The following is a 19874-nucleotide window of genomic DNA, read 5'->3' on the forward strand; positions in this document are numbered from 1 at the left end:
GTGTCGTGGGCGGTGATGGTGTCGCTTGCGGGGTTGTGGGGTTCGTTGGGGGTGGTGCCGCGGGTGGTGGTGGGTCATTCGCAGGGGGAGATTGCTGCGGCTGTGGTGGCGGGTGTGTTGTCGTTGGAGGATGCGGCGCGTGTGGTGGTGTTGCGTTCGCGGGTGATTGGTCGTGAGCTTGCGGGGTTGGGGGGTATGGCGTCGGTTCCGCTTGCGGTGGGGGTGGTGGAGGAGCGGATTGCTGCTGATGGTCGGGTGAGTGTGGCGGCGGTGAATGGTCCGCGTTCGACGGTGGTGTCGGGTGATGCGGAGGCGATCGGCGCGCTTGTGGCTGAGTTTGAGGGGGAGGGGGTACGGGCTCGTCGTATTCCGGTTGACTACGCCTCCCACTCGGCCCATGTCGAGCGTATCGAGGGAGAGCTGAAGGAAGCTCTCGCGCCTATCCGGCCCCGAACCGCTTCTGTCCCCCTGTACTCCACGGTCGATGGCGCGCTGATCGACACCAGCGTGATGGACGCCGACTACTGGTTCCGGAATCTGCGGCAGACAGTGCGGTTCGAGGAGACCATCCAGGCGCTGTTGGACGACGGACACGACGCCTTCTTGGAGATGAGCGCCCATCCGGTGTTGACGTATGGGGTGGAGGAGTCGGTCGAGGCCGCCGGGTCCGACGCGGTGGTGGTGGGTTCGTTGCGTCGGGAGGAGGGTGGTCTGGAGCGGTTCCTGTCTTCGGTGGCGGCGGCGTGGGTGCGGGGTGTGGAGGTGGACTGGGCGCGGCTCTTCTCGGGCAGTGGTGCGCGGCGGGTGGATCTGCCGACGTATCCCTTCCAGCGTGAGCGTTTCTGGCTCAGTGCGCCCGAGGCGAAGGGTGATGTGGCGACGGCTGGTCTGCGGGCTGCCGGGCATCCGCTGCTGGGTGCGGCGGTCGAACTGGCCGACGGTGGCGGTGTGGTGCTGACCGGCCGACTGTCCCTGCGGACGCATCCATGGCTTGCTGATCATGCCGTTCTCGACACGGTTCTCCTGCCCGGTACGGCCTTTGTCGAGCTTGCCGTACACGCGGGTGACCAGGTGGGATGTGACCTTCTCGAAGACCTGACCCTCGCCGCCCCGCTCGTTCTGACCGAAGGCGCGGAGACGCAGCTCCAGGTGGTGGTCGGCGGCGAGGACACCTCGGGCCGGCGGCAGCTGAGTATCCACTCCCGGCCCGCCACCGCCACCGCCACTGCCACCGACAGCAACGCCACCGCCGACGGCCTCGACCGCCCCTGGACCCGCCATGCCACCGGCACTCTCACCATCGCCGTGGCCCAGACCCTCACCCATGCCCCGGTCCCGCCCCAAGCCCCCGTCGAGGAATGGCCCCCGCCGGCCGCCGTCGCACTCGACGCCGACGGTGTGTACGCGGCGCTCTCCGCCCTGGGGTTCGGCTACGGTCCTGCCTTCCAGGGGCTGCGCCGGGCCTGGCGGCGTGGGGACGAGGTCTTCGCCGAGGTTGCCCTTCCCGACGAACAGGCCGCCGAGGCCGCCTCCTTCACCCTCCACCCCGCCCTCCTCGACGCCGCCGTCCAGCCGGTTCGTACCGGTACCGGCGCCCCCGACGGCGAGGAGGCGGCGCTCCTCCCGTACTCCTGGTCGGGTGTGCGCGTCCACGCGAGCGGCGCCTCCGGCCTCCGGGTGCGGTTGACCCCGCTGGACTCCGGTGCGGTGACACTGGAGGCGACCGATGACACCGGCCGGCCGGTCGTCTCGGTGGAGGCGATGACGCTGCGCCCCCTGTCGGCCGGAGATCTGCGGGCATCGGACCACGGTGAACACCACGAATCGCTGTTCCGCGTGGACTGGAGGCCCGTCTCCCCGCCGGGACCGGCCGATGCACTCCTTCCGGCCTCCTGGGCCGTGCTCGGCGACGGTGAAGGAACCCTCCCCGCCGTATCCGCCCGGGTGCACGCGGACTTCGGGTCCCTCCTGCGTGCGCTGGACGACGGCGAGGCCGTTCCGGCGGTCGTGGTGGCACCGTTCCTCTCCCCGCCCGACGGCGCCCGGGACACTCTTCCGGACCGCGCGCACGCGGCCACGGCCGGGGCCCTGGAACTCGTCCAGCGCTGGCTCTCCGACGAACGGCTCGCCGCGTCACGCCTGGTGGTCCTCACACGCGGTGCTGTCTCCACAGCCGGGGGCGCCAGAGACACCAGGGACGCCGGGGACGCCAGGGACCCCGGTGACATCGGCGTCCGGGACCTCGCGCACGCGGGCCTCTGGGGGCTGGTACGCAGCGCCCAGACCGAGAATCCCGGCCGCTTCGTACTGGCCGACACCGACGGCACTGCTCCCGCGACCGGACGCCTGGCCTCCGCCCTCGCCACCGGTGAACCGCAACTCGCACTGCGCGGCGGCGATGTGCTCGTACCGCGGCTCGCCAGGATCCCCGTCGCAGCGGTCGCGCCCGCGCCCGCGGCCCTCGCTCCGGACCCCGACGGCACGGTGCTGGTCACCGGCGCGACGGGCGCGCTGGGCGCCCGGCTGGCCCGGCATCTGGTGACCGCGCACGGCGCCCGGAACTTGCTGCTGGTGAGCCGGCGCGGTGAACGGGCCGACGGGGCGGCCACGCTGGAGGCCGAGCTGACGGCGCTGGGCGCCCGCGTCACGATCGCGGCGTGCGATGTCACCGACCGCGCCCAGCTCGGCCGGCTGCTCGCCGGGGTACCCGCGGACCGTCCCCTGACGGCCGTCGTGCACACGGCGGGCGTACTGGCCGACGGGATCGTCGCCTCGATGACGGCGGAACAGCTCGCCACCGCCCTGCGGCCGAAGGTGGACGCGGCGTGGCACCTCCACGAAGCGACCCGGGATCTCGGTCTCTCCGCCTTCGTGCTCTACTCGTCCGCCGCCGGGCTGCTCGGTGGCGCGGGGCAGGCCAACTACGCCGCCGCCAACGCCTTCCTGGACGCACTGGCCGCCCACTGCCGCGACCAGGGCATACCCGCGCTCTCGCTGGCGTGGGGGCTGTGGGGCGAGTCACTCGGAGGCATGACCGGGCAGATGAGCGAGGACGACCGGCGCCGCCTCGGACGCGGTGGTCTCGCCCCCATGACCGACGCCGAGGCGCTGGCGCTCTTCGACTCGGCCCTCCGGTACGACGAGGCGCTCCAGGTCCCGGTGCGATGGGACTTGGCGGCCGTCCGCGCCCAGGGGGAGCGGCTGCCCGCCCTTCTGCGTGGCCTGGTGCGGGTCGTCACCCGGCGTGCCCCGGCCCACGGTTCGGGGTCGGGTGGCGGCCCGGCCGACGCCGGGCCCTCGGGACTCGTACGACGGCTTACGGACCTCACCGCGGAGGAACGCGGCAGAGTGGTGGTGGATCTGGTGCGTGGCGAGGTCGCGGCCGTGCTCGGCCACGCCGACCGGCGCACGGTCGACCAGGACCGCGCGTTCAAGGAGCTGGGGTTCGACTCGCTCACGGCGGTCGAGCTGCGCAACCGGCTCGGTGCGGTGACCGGGCTCCGGCTGCCGGCCGGCCTGGTGTTCGACCACCCGACCGCCGCCGCCGTCGCCGGCCATGTGCTCTCGGTGCTCTTCCCCGAGGACGGGACGCCATTGAGCGAGGCCGACGCGGAAGAGGCGGAGATCCGGCGCGTTCTCTCGACGATCCCGCTGAGCCGTATCCGTCAGTCGGGCGTCCTGGACACCCTGCTGGACCTCGCCGCCGCCGACCATGCCGTACCGCGACGGACCCCGGCCCCGGGGCCGGACCACGGGAACGGTTCCGAATCGATCGACACGATGGACGCCGAGAGCCTGCTGCGGCTGGCCGCCGGCCGTTCCACCGACTGACCGGGGATCCCGGGACGGAGAATACGGTGGCAGATTCCACGCAACAGTTCGTCGAGGCGCTGCGCTCGTCCCTCAAGGAGAACGAGCGGCTGCGGCAGCAGAACCGCCGGCTCATCGCGTCCGCCTCGGAACCGATCGCCGTCGTGGGTATGGGGTGTCGTTTTCCGGGTGGGGTGGGGTCGCCGGAGGATTTGTGGCGGCTGGTGGCGGACGGTGTGGACGCGGTGTCGGGGTTCCCGGTGGACCGGGGGTGGGATGTCGACGGGTTGTACGACCCGGATCCTGGGCGGTCGGGGCGTTCGTACGCGAGGGAGGGTGGCTTCCTCCACGGTGCGGCGGACTTCGACGCGGGGTTCTTCGGTATTTCGCCGCGTGAGGCGTTGGCGATGGATCCGCAGCAGCGGTTGCTGCTGGAGACGGCGTGGGAGACCTTCGAGCACGCGGGTGTCGACCCGGGCTCGGTACGCGGCACCGCGACCGGTGTCTTCATCGGTGGCAACGGTCAGGACTACCCTCTCCTCCTCGCCAACGCACCACGGGAGGTCGAGGGTTTCCTGCTGACGGGCAACGCGGCGAGCGTGGGATCCGGGCGTATCGCCTATCACCTGGGGCTAGCAGGACCCGCCGTGTCGCTCGACACCGCGTGCTCCTCGTCGCTCGTCGCCCTCCATCTCGCGGCGCGGGCGCTGCGCTCCGGCGACTGCACCCTGGCGCTCGTGGGCGGCATCTCGGTGATGTGCACACCGACGAGCTTCGTGGAGTTCAGCAGGCAGCGAGGACTGGCCCCGGACGGCCGGTGCAAGCCCTTCGCCGCGGCGGCGGACGGTGTCGGATGGGGCGAGGGCGTGGGAATGCTCCTCGTCGAGCGTTTGTCGGACGCCCGGCGCAACGGTCACACGGTGCTGGCCGTGGTCCGTGGTTCCGCGGTGAACCAGGACGGCGCGTCGAACGGTCTGACGGCTCCCAACGGTCCCGCGCAGCAGCGGGTGATCCGGCAGGCCCTCGCGGCTTCGGGACTCACCGCCGCCGAGGTGGACGCGGTGGAGGCACACGGCACGGGGACCCGCCTCGGTGATCCGATCGAGGCCGAGGCACTGCTCGCGACCTACGGGCAGGAGCGGGCCGCGGACCGTCCGCTCCGGCTCGGATCGTTGAAGTCGAACATCGGTCATACGCAGGCCGCCGCCGGTGTCGCGGGTCTGATCAAGATGGTGATGGCGATCCGCGAGGGGCTGCTGCCCCGCACCCTGCACGTGGACGAGCCGTCCCCCTTCGTCGACTGGTCCTCGGGAGCGGTGGAGCTCCTCACGGAGGCGCGGGAGTGGCCGGAGACGGACCGGCCCCGGCGGGCGGGGGTCTCGTCGTTCGGCATCAGCGGGACGAACGCGCATGTGGTGATCGAGCAGGCCCCGGCCGAGGAGAGCACGGCGACGGTGGAAGCCGCCCCTCCCGGAATCGTGCCCTGGGTCGTGTCGGCCCGTTCGCACACGGCGTTGAGGGCCCAGACCGGGCGGCTGCGGACGTATCTGCGGTCGCGGCGTGAGCACTCCGCGCTCGACGTGGGATGGTCGTTGACGTCGTCGCGGTCGGTGTTCGAGCACCGCGCCGTGGTGCTGGGCGGGAATCAGGGACACCTCCTCGACGCCCTGGACGTGTGGACGGACGATCCCTCCGGTCCTGGCGTGGTGTCGGGGGCGGTGGTCCCGGGCCGGCTCGGCGCGGTGTTCACGGGGCAGGGCGCGCAGCGGGCGGGGATGGGCCGGGAACTGTACGAGACGTTCCCGGTGTTCGCGGGGGCGTTCGACGAGGTGTGCTCGTACTTCACCCCGTCGGTGCGGGAGGCCGTCCGGTCCGGGGAGGGGCTCGACAGCACGGATGTGGCACAGCCCGCGCTCTTCGCGCTGGAGGCGGCCCTGTTCCGGCTGGTCTGGTCCTGGGGCGCGCGGCCGGAGGTGGTGGCCGGGCATTCGGTGGGCGAGATCGCCGCCGCGCATGTGGCGGGCGTCCTCTCGGTCGAGGACGCGGCCCGCCTGGTGAGCGCTCGCGGCCGGCTGATGCGGGACCTGCCGGCCGGCGGAGCCATGCTGGCCGTACAGGCCACCGAGGAGGAGGTCCTGCCGCTGCTGTCCGGCCGGGAGGACCGGGCCGCTGTCGCGGCGGTGAACGGTCCCCGGTCGGTCGTCGTCGCCGGTGACGCGCCCATCGTGCGGGAGATCGGTGACCACTTCGCGGAAGAGGGCCGGAGAACGAAGCGGCTGACGGTCGGTCACGCCTTTCACTCGCCTCTGATGGACCCCATGCTCGACGCCTTCCGCGCCGAGATCGGCCCGCTGTCCTTCAAGGCTCCACGCATGCCCGTCGTCTCGGCGGTCACCGGAGAACTGATCACCCACGAGATCGCCTCGGCGGACTACTGGGTCGCTCATGTACGCCGCCCGGTGCGGTTCGCCGACGCCGTACGCGCCATGGAGAACGAAGGCGTTCGTACGTTCCTCGAACTCGGCCCCGACGGTGTGCTGTCGGCCTTCGTACCCGAATGCCTCGGCGACCCCTCCGGTTCGTCCGCCCTGCCCGTGCTGCGCCGGGACCGCCCCGAGCCGCAGGCGGCCATGACGGCGATGGCCCAGGCCTTCGTACGCGGTGTCCCGGTCGACTGGAGGTCGTTCTACGAAGGCACCGGCGCCCGCCGCGTCACACTGCCGACCTACGCCTTTCAGCGCAGGCGCTACTGGCCCGACCTGCCCGACCTGCCCGACGGACGCCCCGCTACCCCGGCCGGGGCCCCGCCCACCGGCACGGCCGCGCCAGTTGGTGACTTCGCCACGGCCACGGCCACGGCCACAGGCGCGGGCGCGGGCGCGGAGCCCACCCTCGGCGAACACCTCGCCGCCCTGCCCGGCGCGGAACGCGACAGCGCGCTGCTCGACCTCGTGCGCGTCCGGACGGCCCGCACCCTGGGACACCCACCTGAGGAGGTGGAGCCGTCACACTCCTTCACCGAACTCGGTGTCACCTCCCTCACCGCTGTGGAACTGCGCGACGACCTCGCCTCGGCCACGGGTGTGACGCTCGACGCGACCGTCGTCTTCGACCATGCGACGCCCCGGGCGCTCGCCGCGCATCTCGCCACCGCTCTCGCCCCCGCCGGAGCGAGCGGTCCCGTGTCGCCCGCCCCGGCCCCACCGGACTCGCCACTCGCCACACTGTTCCTGCGGGCCTGTGCCCAGGGCCGTACGCGGGAAGGGCTCGACCTGCTGGCCGCCGCCGCGGACGCGTCCCACGATCCGGCCGGCTCCGCCACCGCCGCCGCGCGCGGCGCACACGACATCACACGGTTCTCGAAGGGGCCCGGCACCCCGGCCCTCATCTGTCTGCCGAGTTTCGCCGCCCCGGCGAGCGCGTACCAGTACGCACGCTTCGCCGCCGCCTGCCGGGAGGTCCGCGACGTGGCCGTGATCGCCCCGCCGGGCTATCGGGCCCCGGGGGCCCTGCCCCGTTCCCTCGACGAACTCATCGGCCTTCAGGCCGCCGCCGTCCGGCAGTGCGCCGACGGGTCCCCGTTCGTACTCGTCGGATACTCCTCCGGGGGGTGGCTCGCCCACGCCCTGGCCGAGGCCCTGGAGAGCGGTGGCGGCCCCGCGCCGTACGGCGTCGTCCTGCTCGACTCCTCCCTGCCTCGCAGCCGTGAACTCGCCCTGCTCCAGGGGCGCTTGTTCGGCCGGCTCGCGGCCGACCCCATGATCGCCGACCTTGTCGACGACACGAAGCTCGCGGCCATGGGCCGGTACCTGCGGATGTTCCGCGACTGGTCTCCCGGCGCGCTCGACTGCCCCGTTCTGCATGTACGGGCGACGGAGGCCCTGCCCGGCGACGGCGACCGTACCCGTCCCGGGGCGCCCCCGCCCTACCGCGCGTCCTGGCCGCTGCCGCACACCGGTGTGGACGTTCCGGCGGACCACCTGAGTGTGATCGACCAGTTCGCGGGCGCCACCGCCGATGCCGTGGCGGACTGGCTCGCCGGACGGATCCAGCCGACGGAAGGGACGCACCAGTGACACAGCCACCGGACCACCGCTCCTTGCTCAGCCGGGAGTTCATCGAGGACCCGCACGCGTTCTACCGCGAGCTGCGCCGCGAAGGGGTGGTGAGCAGGCATGTGGTGAAGACCTTCGCCGCCGAGATGGACGCGTGGGTGGTGACGGGCTACGAGGAGGCCCGGGAACTGCTCGCCGACCCCCGGCTGTCCAAGGACGCCGGGGATCTGCCGCAGGTGATCGCCGCCAACACCGCGCACACCGACGGCGCCGGGGCCGCCGCCGCGCCGCCCAATCCGCGGAACATGCTCTTCAGCGACCCTCCCGACCACACCCGGCTGCGCCGTCTGATCGGCAAGGCGTTCACGATGCGCCGCGTGGAGAAGATGCGCCGGTGGATCGAGGAGACGACCGACGGCCTGCTGGACACCGTCGTTCCCGGCCAGGAGTTCGACCTGGTGGAGGAAGTGGCGCTGGCCCTGCCGATCTATGTCATCGGCAATCTGCTCGGCGTCCCCTCCGAGCGGTTCGCGGACATCCGGCACTGGAACAGCGTCCTGACGAACGTCGACAGGGGCGCCGAGGAGAAGAAGGCCGCCCTCGCCCAGATGTACGGCTACATGGGCGGGCTCATCGCGAGCAAGCGCGAGCGGCCGGGGGACGACATGGTGAGCGCCCTCCTCGGGACTCAGGACGACGGAGCGGGGCTGGACGACGGAGAGCTGCTGTCCACGATCTTCCTCGTCATGAACGCGGGATACGAGACGACGGCGAACATGATCAGCAGCGGTGTCCTGACCCTGCTGCGCCACCCGGAGGCCCGCGAGCGGCTGCGTGCCGACCCGGCGCTGCTCCCCGGCGCGATCGAGGAGTTCCTGCGCCACGAGGGCCCGTTGAACCTCGCGACCATCAGGTTCACGACGGCTCCGGTGCGGGTGGGCGACGTCCTCATTCCGCCGAACGCGATCGTGTTCGTCTCGCTGCTGGCCGCCAACCGCGACGCGAAGAGATTCGTGGATCCGGACCGGTTCGACATCGGGCGCCCGACGGCCGGCCATCTCGCGTTCGGGCACGGCATCCACCACTGCCTGGGCGCGCCGCTCGCCCGGCTCGAAGGGGAGGTCGTCTTCCGCCGGCTGCTGGACCGCTTCCCCTCCTGGGAGCTCGCGGTGCCGGACGAGAGCCTGCGGTGGAGGTACAGCCTCCAGTTCCGGGGGCTCGACGCGCTTCCGGTGCGGCTGAGCCGAGGGGAACGAGGCAGCAGATGACGGGTGTGACCGGGATTCGACCGAGGAGAGGAGTCGGAACATGACCGACAACGTGGTGACCAGGTTCTTCACAGCAGGTGAGGCGGACGACGTACCGGGCGCCGTGGCGTGCTTCGCCGACGACGGCGTCTGGATCACCTGGGACGGGCCCGAACCGGGCACGACCTACCGGCGGGACGAGATCCCGGGCCTTCTGGCGGGGATGATCGACACGCGCAAGAAGTTCGAGAACCAGGGCGTGCGGATCGTCTACGGCGAACAGCTGGTCGCCGGGGACAAGATCGTCCTGGAGTACACGCTCAAGTCGCCGGACGGTTCGGTGCTCGACCGGGGCGTGGACATCTTCACCCTGCGCGACGGCAAGATCGCGGTGAAGGATGTCTTCCGGAAGGCGTGAGGACGTCCTCGGCGGCGGTCGTCAGCGCCAGACCATCGACTCGCCCAGGGCCGCCATGGCGTCCCGCACCTGGGCGGCGGCCATCGGCGGCTCGGGCAGCGGGTGCGCGCGGTCGGCGCGGAAGCCGTCGAGGGTGAGGGCGAGGTGACGGCGCCAGGCGTGGGGAGCGGTGGCGCGAGTGGCCTCGATGATCCGGGTGTGGGACCAGACCAGCAGGGCGAGGTCCTCGGCGGTGACATCCGGCCGCAGCCTGCCGTCGTGGTGCGCGCGCGCCACGATCCGGCGGAACAGGTCCTGGATGCGCTCATGGGCCTCGGTCGTCCAGTCGCAGCTGAACGTCATCGACAGCAGGTCGTTGAGCCCCCGGTCCTGGGACTGGAGTTCGCAGAGCCGTTCCAGGAAACCGGTGAACGCCTCCCACGCGTCCGGCACGGTGAGCGCCTGCCTGCCCGCCCGGACGCACTCGTCGAGTCTGTCGTCGAAGATCGCCTGCATCAGGTCCAGGCGGCGCGGGAAGTGCCGGTAGAGGGTGCCGATCGCGACGCCGGCCTGGCGGGCGATGGCCTCCAGCGAGGTGCTGATGCCCTCCCGGGCGAAGGCGGTCCGTGCCGCGGCCAGGATCGCGTCCCGGTTGCGCTGGGCGTCACGGCGCAGCGGGCGCCCGGTCTCCTTGGCAGCGGTCCGGTCAGGGGTCATGCCGTCACTGTAGTCCACACACCATTATGTCGAGGCACCCCTCGACTTGTGCTAGTGTCAGGAGCGTATACATGAGGCATGCCTCGACTTGTGCGGGACATCGGCATCACCTCAGGCACTCACGTCAGGCATGAAGTCAGGCATCACGTCACAGACAAGGACCCGCTATGCCCACCATTGCGATCGTCGGAGCAGGCCCGATTCTCGGGCTGTCGGCCGCGAAGATCTTCGGCGGTAACGGATTCAAGGTCGCGCTCGTCTCCCGGACCCAGGAGAACGTCGACAAGCTGGCCGCCGAGCTCGCCGAGCTGGGTGTGGAAGCCGCGGGATTCGCCGGTGACGTCACCGATTCCGCCTCCCTCGCCGCGGCGTTCGGCCGTATCCGGGAGCGCTTCGGGACCGTGGACGTGGTCTCGTTCTCGCCGGTGACCAAGTCCCCCAATCTCGGTGTCGACATCGTCGGGCCCGAGGCCATGACGGTCGAGAACACCCAGGCCCAGCTGGACGTGCAGCTCCACGGCGCCATCCGGACGGTCCGTGAGGTGCTGCCGGGGATGGTCGAGCAGGGCAGCGGCACCCTGCTGTTCACCACGGCGTACGCGTCCGTGGAACCCCTGTCCTTCGTGGCGAACTTCGGCCTCGCGGGCTCCACCGTGCGGTACTACGCGCGCACGCTGAACGAGGCGCTGGCGGACAAGGGCGTCCACGCGGCGCACATCTCGGTGAACGCCTACATCAACACCGAGCCGGGCACCGAGGCCGACACCATCGCGCAGCTCTACTGGGAGGCCTACACCAAGCGCGACAAGGCGGAGCTGATCTTCCAGTCCTGACACCGCGGCGCGAAGGACCGATGGGTGACCCCGGGATGCCGGCGGAGGCCGCGTCCGCGTCCGGGAAGAACGGGAGTGGTCATATATGCGGACCGACCGCAGAACAGTGCTGCGCCTGGGCACGAGCGCGGCCATGGGCGCCGCGCTGGCCGGCGCGACGGGGGCCGCCTCGGCAGGGGCGTGGGGCGGCGCGAAGGACAGGGCCCCGTGGGAGAGCCTGCGACGCCGGCTCACGGGCGACCTGGTGCTGCCGCCGGACCGTGGATACGCACAGGCGCGGCAGTCGTACTTCAGCCAGTACGACCTCCCCGGCCCCCGGGGCGTCGCCTACTGCGCCTCGGTGGAGGACGTACGCCTGTGCCTGCGGTTCGCACAGGACCATGACCTGCCCGCCGTGCCCCGTGGGGGAGGGCACAGCCAGGCGGGTTACTCCTCGACACGGGGCCTGGTCATCGACATGGCCAGGCTGCGGTCCGTCACCGTGGGGCGCGGGACCGTGACCGTGGGCGCCGGGGCCCAGCAGATCGACGTCCTGCACGCGCTCTCCCCGTACGGTCTCGCCCTCGTCGGCGGCACCTGCCCCACCGTCGGAGTCGCCGGCTATCTGCTGGGCGGCGGATACGGACTGCTGACACGCGGCGAGGGCATGGCGTGCGACCGGCTGGTCTCCGCCGAAGTGGTCCTCGCCGACGGACGGGTCGTGACCTGCTCCCGTACCACCGAGCCCGACCTGTTCTGGGCACTGCGCGGCGGAGGCGGCGGGAACTTCGGCATCGTCACCCGGCTGGAGAGCACTCCCGCCCGTCTCTCCCGACTCGTCAACTTCACGCTGTCCTGGCCCTGGGAGCGGGCCGCCGCCGTCCTCGACGGCTGGCAGGGCTGGGTGGCGGACGGCCCCGCCGAACTGGGCACCATCCTGGCCGTCGCACTGCCCGACGCCGCCCCCGGAGCGCTGCCCGTCGTCACGGTCACCGGAGCCTGGACGGGCTCACAGCCGGCGCTCGACCGAGCCCTCGACCAACTCGCCGCCCGCGTCGGCGCGCCCCCCACCGGGCGGACGGCGGAAGCGCTCGGATACCGGGACGCGATGATGCGCTGGTACGGCTGCGCCGACAAGAGCGTCGAGCAGTGCCACCGCATCGGCTGGACCCCCGAGGCGATGCTGCGCCGGGGCGACTTCCTGCGCCTGCGCAACCGCATGTTCACCCACCCCATGCCCACCGCGGGTACGGAGGCGCTGCTGACGGCCTTCGACGCCGACCGCCGGGCGGGCCACGGCCGGTCCATCACCGGGGTGTCCCTGGGCGGCCGGGCCAACGAACTCGCCCGTACGGACACCGCGTATGTGCACCGCGACACCCGCTTCGCGCTCATGTTCGCCGACACCATGGCCACCGGCCGACCGGGCGAGAGCGACCGCGCCGCGGCCCAGGCATGGACGACCGCCCTGTTCCGCGCCGTCGACCGGTATGCGAACGGCGAGACCTACCAGAACATGCCGGACCCCCTGCTGACCGACTGGCAGCGGGCCTACTACGGCGAGAACCACCGGAGGCTGACCGAGGTGAAGAAGCAGTACGACCCCGGCCGGTTCTTCCGCTTCCCACAGGCGATCAGCAGCACCCCGGGGGTCAGAGTATGAAGAACGACGGCGCCGCCGAGCCCGAGGCCGGAGCAGCGGACGACCTTCCCGAGTTCCCGCTGACCAGAGAGTGTCCCTTCCACCCGCCGTCCGGCTACGACGAACTGCGGGCCCGTGGTCCGGTCACCGAGGTACGGCTGTTCGGCGGGCGCACGGCCTGGGCGGTGACCGGCTACGCCGAGGCGCGCCATGTGCTCGCCGACCTCGCGATGTCCTCCGATCACCACCGTCCCGGCTTCCCCCATGTCGCACCCGCCCTCGCGGCGGTCAAGGACCAGCGTTCCAAGCGCGCCCTGGGCGCGCTCACCAGGACCGATCCGCCCGAGCACAGCAAGCAGCGGCGCATGCTCATCCCCAGCTTCACCGCCCGGCGGAACGCCGCGCTGCGCCCCAGCATCCAGCGCATCGTGGACGCGCGGCTGGAGGCCATGCTGGCCCAGGGCCCGTCCGCCGACCTGGTCTCGGCGTTCGCCCTGCCCGTGGCATCCGGCACGATCTGCGAACTGCTCGGAGTGCCCTATCAGGACCATGACTTCTTCGAGGAGCAGGCCCGGCGCCGGCTCATTCCCGAACAGGTCGACGACGCGTTCACCGCGCTCATCGGATATCTGGACAAGCTGATCGAGAACAAGGAGCGGTCACCCGGTGACGGGCTGCTCGACGATCTCGTTGTCGAACAGGTGCTGCCCGGACGGCTGGAGCGCTCCGAACTGGTCCGCTACGCGCTGCCCCTGCTCCTCGCGGGCCATGACACCTCCGCGAATATGATCGCGCTGAGCGTTCTGGCCCTTCTGGAACAGCCGGAACAACTCGCCGCGCTCCGCACGGACCCGTCCCTGTTCCCCGGCGCGGTCGAGGAACTGCTGAGATACCTGTCCATCGTCGGCAGTCTGGCGCGGGTGGCGACCCAGGACATCGAGGTCGGCGGCCGGCGTATCCGGGCCGGGGACGGCGTGCTCATCGCCGGCGGGGCGGCCAACTACGACGAGACGCAGTTCGACCGCCCCCGGGAACTGGATGTGCGCCGGGCGGACCGCCATCACCTCGCCTTCGGCTACGGCCTCCACCAGTGCATCGGGCAGAACCTCGCACGTACGGAGCTGGAGGTGGCCCTGCGTACGCTCTTCGACCGTGTGCCGACCCTGCGCCTGGCGGTACCGGCCGAGGACGTGCCCATGAAGCAGGGCCTCTTCTTCGGCCTCGAAGACCTCATGGTGGCCTGGGACCGGGAGTAGAGGGGCCGCGCAGGCGCGAAGCTCCTGGCGGAACCGGGTTCATGATGGAGAACCCGGTTCCGCCAGGAGCTTCTTCTTTCTGTGACGCCAGATCCCACCGACGCCCGGCCGCACCGTCAGGTGGAAGGGCGTCGGCGGAAAAGGCATCAGTGGAAAATGATGCTGTTGTTGATGTTTCCGGTGGAGAAGTTGAACAGTCCACCGCAGACGAGAAGACAGAAGCCCCCCGGAGGAGTCGGAGGTACCGGCGGAGTCGCCGATACCACGACCGTCGTCTCGTCGTTCGAAGCGCTGCAGTTGTCATTGCCGTTGTACGCGGCGGTGATGGTGTGCGCGCCGGTCGTGGTGAAGCTGGTGCTGTACGACGCCTGCCCGGAGGGACTGACGGGTACGGTGTCCAGAATGTCGCTGCCGTCGAAGAACGTCATCCCGAGGCCGCCGCTGGGGTCTCCCGTACAGGAGACTGTCGCGGTCAGCGCCACTGATTGCCCGACGGTCGCTGATGCCGGTGTTGCCTGGACGGTGGTCGTCGACGGCACCGCTGCGGCCGCCGGTGTAGCGAGGGCGACCACCGCGGCCAAAGCCGCGACAGTCACCGTTTTCCAAGTGTTCCGCTCGTGCAAACGCCTCACTGATTCGACTCCTGGATCGGCCCTTGGGGACGGTTTCGCCTTACTGGCGACGTGACCGTAGAACACAGGGTGCGGTCCGGCACGGAAGCCGTCGGTGTGATAACCCCACTGGGTCAGCGGGATCACCCTTCCGAACAGAATGCCTCCTCTCGGGCCGGACACGCCCTGACAGGTCCTAGATCCCCGGAGGCGGGACACGGAGGTAGGGGAGGGAGTTGCTGGTGCCCCCGAGCGTGACGACGCTGACGGCGGTGGAACCCGCGGGCCCCGCCGGGGCGATCGCGGCGACGCTGGTGTCCGACAACACGGTGAACGAGGCGGGCGCGGCCCCGAAGAGCACGGATGTGGTGGTGGTCAGACCACTGCCGGTGAGGGTGACGGCCCCGCCGGCGCTCGTCGGTCCCGTGTTGGGAGTCAGCGCGGTCAGTACCGGGCCCGTTACATAGGTGTAGTTGACGGAGTTGCTGATGCCTCCCGGGCCGGTGACGGTGAGCGCGACGGTCCCCGTGCCCGCGGGGGCGACGGCGGTGATCTGGGTGGCGGAGTTGACGGTGAAGCTGGTGGCGGGCGTGGCACCGAAGGTGACGGCGCTGGTCCCGGTCAGGCCGGTGCCGGTGATGGTGACCACGGTGCCACCGGCGGCGGGCCCCTGATTGGGTGAGGCGGAGATGAGGGCGGGAGCGCCTTGGTAGAGGTAGACGACGGCTCCGGTGGTGCCGCCTGGCGTGGTGACCGTGACGGGCACGGCGCCCGCGCCCGCGGGGGCGATGGCGGTGATCTGGGTGGCGGAGTTGACGGTGAAGCTGGTGGCGGGCGTACCGCCGAAGGTGACGGCAGTGGCCGCGCTGAGGCCGGTGCCGGTGAGGACGACCACGGTGCCACCGGCGGCGGGCCCCTGACTCGGCGAGATGCCGGTGAGGGTCGGCGCCGACACATAGGTGTAGTTGACCGGGTTGCTGGTGAAGCCGGGAAGCCGGACGGTGACGGGCACGGTGCCCGTTCCGGCCGGGGTGGTCGCGGTGATCTTCACCGACGAGTTGACCGCATAGGTGAGGGCGGGAGCGGTGCCGAAATTGACCGCGGTGGCTCCTGTGAAACCACTGCCGTTCAAGATGACGGTGCTGCCGCCTGCCGAGGGTCCCGAGTTGGGTACGACCGAGCTGAGGACGGGTGCGGCGGCGACGGCGCTCGGCTGTGCCGCTCCCGCCGTCTGGTCGCTGCTTTCCACGGTGTCTCCCGTAGAGTGGGGCGGCCCGGAAAGGCCGCGAATGGCTGATCGGTGATGCCGCCCGCGGCCGGGGAGCATCTGGATTCGGGGGGCGTACGCGGCCACCCTGCAGAGTGGCCGCGTACGCCCTTGTCCGGACGTTTCCCTAAACGAGGCTATGCGGGAAAGACCAGGTCAGATGCCAGGCCCTGCGAGGTAGGTGAATCCGTCCACCGCGGTCGCGCTGCCCGCGTCGTTGCTCACGACGACATCGACGGCGCCGGCGGCCCCCGGCGGGGTGACGGCCGACACCGCGGTGTCGGAGATCACGGTGAAGGGCGCAGGGGCCCCGTCGAACGTGACCGAGGTGGTGCTGGTGAGGCCGGTACCGGCCACCGTCACCGCGGTGCCGCCCGATGTCGGTCCCTCGTCGGGGGTGACGGTTGTCACGGTCGGGGGAGCCACGTAGGTGTACGTGAGCCCATTGTTGGTGCCTCCGGCCGTGGTGACGGTGATTCCCACCGCGCCGGCGGCCCCGGCCGGCGCGAGAACGGTGATCTGACTGTCGGACACGACCGTCGGAACGGCCGTGTTGGCACCGAAGGAGACACTGCTGGCGCTGGAGAAACCGGTGCCGTTGATGGTGATGGTCTCGCCACCCGCCGTCGACCCGGAGGTCGGGCTCACACTCTGCTTGAACGGCGCCCCGACATAGAAGAACGGAATCGGGTTGCTCGTACCGCCGGGAGTGGTCACGGTGACGCCTACCGCTCCGTTGCCGGAGGGGGAGATGGCGGTGACCTGGGTCGGCGAGACGTTGGTGACTGCGGTGGCGGGCCGGGTGCCGAAGCGCACCGCGGTGGTGCCGGAGAGGTTGGTGCCAGTGATGGTGACGAGTGTGCCGCCGCCGCTGGACCCTTGGTTCGGGCTGATTGGCATGAGAGATTCCTCCTCGCTCGGAATGCGGTACATTTCCGAGCAGTGGTAGGGCTGTTCGCACTCGCATGCGTCCCCGGATTCGGGGCGAGTCGGATTTCGTGTCCACTGTGGGGACTCGATGGCTTCGCGTCGACGTCAGGTAGCGGTTCAAAGACTCCTGCGTCGCACGTGAAGCCATTGAGGAACACATCCTGAGCGGGCATCAACTGCTACACGATCAGGTGTCGGTTCGCCTCTGTCCGAGGATTCATGCGTCCGCCGTTGCGGAACCCTCAGTCATCCATCTGAGTGATGCTCACAGCAAGGCCTTTGTCGTGAAGTCACCTGTTTGGGTGAGGGTACGGCGGGCGAAATAAGGGTGTACTCACGGCGCACAAGTGAAGAGCCGATAAATGAGACCACTTCACGGGCAGTGGTGACGTATGCGGAAGAGGCGCAGTCGGACGCGCGGGGCGCGTGTCGAGTGGTGTGTCGGCAAGGGGAGCGCCGTAGGTGTTGTCGCGCGCCCGCCGAGGGCCGGGGGCTTGGGCGACACGCCCGGGGACAGCCCTCAGGGACGGAGGAGCGCGGCGACGGCGTCGGTGATGACCCGGCGGCGGCCGGCGTAACCGCTCCCGCGCGCCACGGAGTGGTACTCCGGTGTCTGGGCCGTCCATGTCGCGGCGAGCGTGAGGGTGAGGGTGAGCAGCTCGGCCGGCGAGAAGCGATCGGGGAGCTTCCCCTCCTTCTGTGCCCGCCCGATGGCGTCGATCTTGTCGAGGCTGCTGTCGACGATGGACCGGATCGGGCCGTGCTGTTCGGCACGCTCGAGCCGGTACCAGGCGGCCAGGCGTGACACCTCCGGCATCCGCTCGTAGCCGTCGAACAGTCGGCCGGCGTAGCCGGGCAGGTCGGTGGGGTCCATCGTGACCTCTTGTGTGGCCTGGACGACGAGGGCGTCGAAGACCGCGTCGAAGAGGGCTTCCTTGCTTCCGAAGTAGTGATAGATCTGCGCCTTGTTGGACCGGGCCGCCTTCGCGATGCGCTCCACGCGCCCTCCGGCGATGCCATGGGCGGCGAACTCCTGGGTCGCGGCCTTGATCAGTCGCTCTCGGGTCGCACGTGAGTCTCCTCGCATACACCCGATGGTATCAACTAACTAGGTAGTGGACAATTCCGGTCCGGCGGGCCTCGAGCCGGACTAACCGGATAGTTGACAATCGGACCGGGCTGCTGTTTCTATTCAACTATCCGGTTGGTCGAAAGTGGTCGGGCGATCTCGCGGCGCCCCGCGCCGTTCCTTGCCCCCGCCCCCTGCCCCGTGTCCCCAGGAAGAGAGGTGCTCCATGAGCGCACAGGAGAACATCGCCGTCGTCCACCGCTTCATCGAGGAGTGTGTCAACGGAGGCGACTTCGACGCGGTCGAGGAGCTCTGGGCCGAGGACATGATCTGGCGGGGCGGCAGCCTCGGTGAGATCCACGGCCGCGCCGCGTACCAGGAGTCGCTGGCCGCCCATGCCGGACGCGCCTTCACGGGTATGCGCCTCGATGTCCTCAGGACCGTCGCCGACGGCGACACCGTCATCCTGCACTTCACCAACGGCGGTACGCACGAAGGCGAGTTCCTCGGTGTCCCCGCCACCGGCAGGAAGGCCCGCTGGAACGGTGTCGGCTTCTACCGTCTGAGCGAAGGAAAGATCGTCGAGGCCGACTTCGTGGAGGACATCCTGGCCGCCCTCGTACAACTCGGCGCGGTCGAACTGCCCTTGCACGGCTGATCTCCCGGAAACACATGTCTGAGCCACTTGGACAAGAAGGACCGCGACATATGAGTGCCGACAAGGAAAACACGTATCCCCTGCCTGAGGGCTCGTTCCTCGCCGCCGCCGGGCTGACACTCAAGGAGCTCGTGGTGGACGGCCCCAGCAGTGTGGTGCGCGGCCGGCTCGTCGTCGACGAGAGGCATCACACTCCGTGGGGAGTCGTCCACGGCGGAGTGTGGGCGACCGCCATCGAGTCCGCGGCGAGTCTCGGCGCCTCGGCGGTGGTCGAGGAGCGCGGCCAGTTCGCCGTGGGCGTCGACAACCTCACGGACTTCCTGCGGCCCGTCCGGGCGGGTGAACTGGATCTGGTGGCCAGGCCCGCGCAGATCGGGCGGTCACTGCACCTGTGGGAGGTCCACATCACGGACGCCGACGGCAAGGCGGTGGCCCGGGGACGCGTACGGCTGGCCAACCAGTCCTTCCCCACCGGCTGACGGGACCGGACCGGACGTGGCGGGTGCCACGACGGCCCGCTGGTTAAGCTGGGCGCCGGGTCAAGTCGATCATCGCGACACGTGCGAGCGGATCCGCTCCCCGTTGTCCGCGTCCGAGGAGGCACAGTGATCATCGATCTTTCCGGCAGGACCGCCCTGGTCACGGGATCCACCCAGGGCATCGGCCGGGCCATCGCCGCGGGGCTCGCCGGCTCCGGGGCCCGGGTGGCCGTCAACGGGCGCCGCCAGGAGTCCGTGGACACGGCCATCGCCCGTCTGCGCGAGGAGACGGGCGTGGACACATTCATCGCCGCCGTCGGCGATCTCACCACCGAGGACGGCGTACGGGAGGTCACGCGAGCCGTCCCGGACGTGGACATCCTCGTCAACAATCTGGGGATCTTCGGCGCCGCTGACGCCCTGGACATCAGTGACGAGGAGTGGCGCCGGTACTTCGAGGTGAACGTCCTGGCCGCCGTCAGGATGATCCGCGCCTATCTGCCCGCCATGAAGGACCGTTCCTTCGGACGGATCCTGAACATCGCCAGCGACTCCGCCGTGGTCATCCCGGCGGAGATGATCCACTACGGCATGTCCAAGACGGCCCTGCTGGCCGTCACCCGCGGTTTCGCCAAGGACGCCGCCGGCACCGGTGTGACGGTGAACTCCCTGATCGCCGGGCCGACCCACACCGGAGGCGTCGAGGACTTCGTCTACGAGCTGGTCGACCGCGATCTGCCCTGGGACGAAGCCCAGCGGACATTCATGGCCGAGCACCGCCCGCAGTCACTGCTGCGCCGGCTGATCGAGCCGGAGGAGATCGCGAACATGGCCGTCTACCTCAGCTCCGCCCAGGCCTCGGCCACCACGGGCGGTGCCGTGCGGGTGGACGGCGGATACGTCGACTCGATCCTTCCCTGAGCC

The 19874-nt window shown here is 70.5% G+C and carries 13 protein-coding genes and 2 pseudogenes; 10 read left to right on the forward strand and 5 right to left on the reverse strand.

Annotation, left to right across the window (positions count from 1 at the left end):
* Positions 1 to 15: 15 nt before the first annotated feature.
* From ACFYYH_RS30295 to ACFYYH_RS30310, 4 genes and pseudogenes are all read left to right on the forward strand, one after another.
* Positions 16 to 3003 (forward strand): annotated as a pseudogene (locus tag ACFYYH_RS30295) (SDR family NAD(P)-dependent oxidoreductase); the annotation flags it as partial.
* A 198-nt stretch (positions 3004 to 3201) separates the two neighbouring features.
* Positions 3202 to 7886, forward strand: a pseudogene (locus ACFYYH_RS30300) (type I polyketide synthase); the annotation flags it as partial.
* Positions 7883 to 9133, forward strand: a complete 1251-nt coding sequence (locus tag ACFYYH_RS30305) for a cytochrome P450 (RefSeq protein WP_388557679.1) — start codon at positions 7883 to 7885, stop codon at positions 9131 to 9133. The pseudogene ACFYYH_RS30300 and the gene ACFYYH_RS30305, both read left to right, overlap by 4 nt.
* A 40-nt stretch (positions 9134 to 9173) precedes the next feature.
* Positions 9174 to 9530, forward strand: coding sequence for a nuclear transport factor 2 family protein (locus ACFYYH_RS30310; protein ID WP_388557682.1), 357 nt, complete (start codon positions 9174 to 9176; stop codon positions 9528 to 9530).
* A gap of 21 nt (positions 9531 to 9551) precedes the next feature.
* Here ACFYYH_RS30310 and ACFYYH_RS30315 read toward each other — a convergent pair whose 3' ends face one another.
* Complete coding sequence (locus ACFYYH_RS30315; RefSeq protein WP_388557685.1) at positions 9552 to 10226, reverse strand: TetR/AcrR family transcriptional regulator; 675 nt, start codon at positions 10224 to 10226, stop codon at positions 9552 to 9554.
* A 167-nt stretch (positions 10227 to 10393) separates the two neighbouring features.
* On the opposite strand from ACFYYH_RS30315, the gene ACFYYH_RS30320 reads away from it, so the two are divergent.
* The 3 genes from ACFYYH_RS30320 (at position 10394) to ACFYYH_RS30330 (ending at position 13936) form a co-directional block, all read left to right on the forward strand.
* Positions 10394 to 11059: an SDR family NAD(P)-dependent oxidoreductase gene (locus ACFYYH_RS30320; protein ID WP_388557688.1), complete on the forward strand. Its 666-nt coding sequence runs from the start codon at positions 10394 to 10396 to the stop codon at positions 11057 to 11059.
* Positions 11060 to 11144: 85 nt separating this feature from the next.
* The gene (locus ACFYYH_RS30325) at positions 11145 to 12701 is read left to right on the forward strand and encodes an FAD-binding oxidoreductase (RefSeq protein ID WP_388557690.1); all 1557 of its coding nucleotides are present in this window, start codon (positions 11145 to 11147) and stop codon (positions 12699 to 12701) included.
* On the forward strand, positions 12698 to 13936 hold the full coding sequence (locus tag ACFYYH_RS30330) for a cytochrome P450 (RefSeq protein ID WP_388557692.1): 1239 nt from the start codon (positions 12698 to 12700) through the stop codon (positions 13934 to 13936). The genes ACFYYH_RS30325 and ACFYYH_RS30330 overlap by 4 nt, the downstream gene beginning before the upstream one ends.
* Positions 13937 to 14082: 146 nt before the next feature.
* Here ACFYYH_RS30330 and ACFYYH_RS30335 read toward each other — a convergent pair whose 3' ends face one another.
* The 4 genes from ACFYYH_RS30335 to ACFYYH_RS30350 all read right to left on the reverse strand — a co-directional run bounded on the left by ACFYYH_RS30335 (position 14083) and on the right by ACFYYH_RS30350 (position 17831).
* The gene (locus ACFYYH_RS30335; RefSeq protein WP_388557695.1) at positions 14083 to 14568 is read right to left on the reverse strand and encodes an Ig-like domain-containing protein; all 486 of its coding nucleotides are present in this window, start codon (positions 14566 to 14568) and stop codon (positions 14083 to 14085) included.
* A 175-nt stretch (positions 14569 to 14743) separates the two neighbouring features.
* On the reverse strand, positions 14744 to 15796 hold the full coding sequence (locus ACFYYH_RS30340; RefSeq protein ID WP_388557698.1) for an IPT/TIG domain-containing protein: 1053 nt from the start codon (positions 15794 to 15796) through the stop codon (positions 14744 to 14746).
* Between the two features lie 174 nt (positions 15797 to 15970).
* The gene (locus ACFYYH_RS30345; protein ID WP_388557701.1) at positions 15971 to 16714 is read right to left on the reverse strand and encodes an IPT/TIG domain-containing protein; all 744 of its coding nucleotides are present in this window, start codon (positions 16712 to 16714) and stop codon (positions 15971 to 15973) included.
* A 550-nt stretch (positions 16715 to 17264) separates the two neighbouring features.
* Positions 17265 to 17831: a TetR family transcriptional regulator gene (locus ACFYYH_RS30350; RefSeq protein WP_388557703.1), complete on the reverse strand. Its 567-nt coding sequence runs from the start codon at positions 17829 to 17831 to the stop codon at positions 17265 to 17267.
* Positions 17832 to 18039: 208 nt separating this feature from the next.
* On the opposite strand from ACFYYH_RS30350, the gene ACFYYH_RS30355 reads away from it, so the two are divergent.
* The 3 genes from ACFYYH_RS30355 (at position 18040) to ACFYYH_RS30365 (ending at position 19871) form a co-directional block, all read left to right on the forward strand.
* Complete coding sequence (locus tag ACFYYH_RS30355; RefSeq protein ID WP_388557705.1) at positions 18040 to 18471, forward strand: ester cyclase; 432 nt, start codon at positions 18040 to 18042, stop codon at positions 18469 to 18471.
* Between the two features lie 50 nt (positions 18472 to 18521).
* Positions 18522 to 18950 (forward strand): PaaI family thioesterase, encoded by a 429-nt coding sequence (locus ACFYYH_RS30360; protein ID WP_388557707.1) that lies wholly within the window; start codon positions 18522 to 18524, stop codon positions 18948 to 18950.
* Between the two features lie 126 nt (positions 18951 to 19076).
* A complete protein-coding gene (locus tag ACFYYH_RS30365) occupies positions 19077 to 19871 on the forward strand; it encodes an SDR family NAD(P)-dependent oxidoreductase (protein ID WP_388557709.1) in 795 nt (264 codons plus the stop codon).
* The last annotated feature ends 3 nt before the right edge of the window (positions 19872 to 19874 follow it).

It is taken from the genome of Streptomyces sp. NPDC002018 (assembly GCF_042890865.1).
Lineage (GTDB): Bacteria > Actinomycetota > Actinomycetes > Streptomycetales > Streptomycetaceae > Streptomyces.